Origin of the sequence: Salinicoccus siamensis (genome assembly GCF_042429615.1) — a bacterium.
Taxonomy (GTDB): Bacteria; Bacillota; Bacilli; order Staphylococcales; family Salinicoccaceae; genus Salinicoccus; species Salinicoccus siamensis.
The window spans coordinates 309,294-309,638 of sequence record NZ_JBHMAH010000031.1 but is presented as its reverse complement, the minus strand read 5'-3'; the positions used below and the strand labels follow the sequence as shown (position 1 = coordinate 309,638).

The window sequence follows — 345 nt, the reverse complement described above, 5'->3', positions numbered from 1 at the left end:
AAGATTGGATATAAAGGGGCCTACGGTTCAGTGAAAAATTTTGTCGCCGATCTTCGAAAACGGAAACGGGTGGCGGCCCCATTGGACATTGAGTATCACAGCCGTCGGGACATTCGGCGCATACTGTGGCAGAACCACCTTGAAGTGGACGCCGAGCGCGACATCATTGACCGTATCCTCCAACAGTACCCGAAACTCCAGCCCGTCTATGCGTTTGTGGCTGGTTTTCGAGAATGCATTGCCGAGAAGGATCATGTCGGATTTACTGAACTCATCCTATTTGAACAACAACGCCGTGACCCTCTGACGAAACACTTCATCCGGCGGCTGCTCACTGATTTCAAG

Annotated in this window: 1 protein-coding gene; it reads left to right on the top strand. The window is 51.3% G+C overall.

Going from position 1 to position 345, the window contains the following annotated elements; all coding sequences use genetic code 11:
- Positions 1 to 345: hypothetical protein (locus tag ACFFLE_RS10945; protein ID WP_380572107.1), on the top strand; the 345-nt coding region annotated here is incomplete at both ends.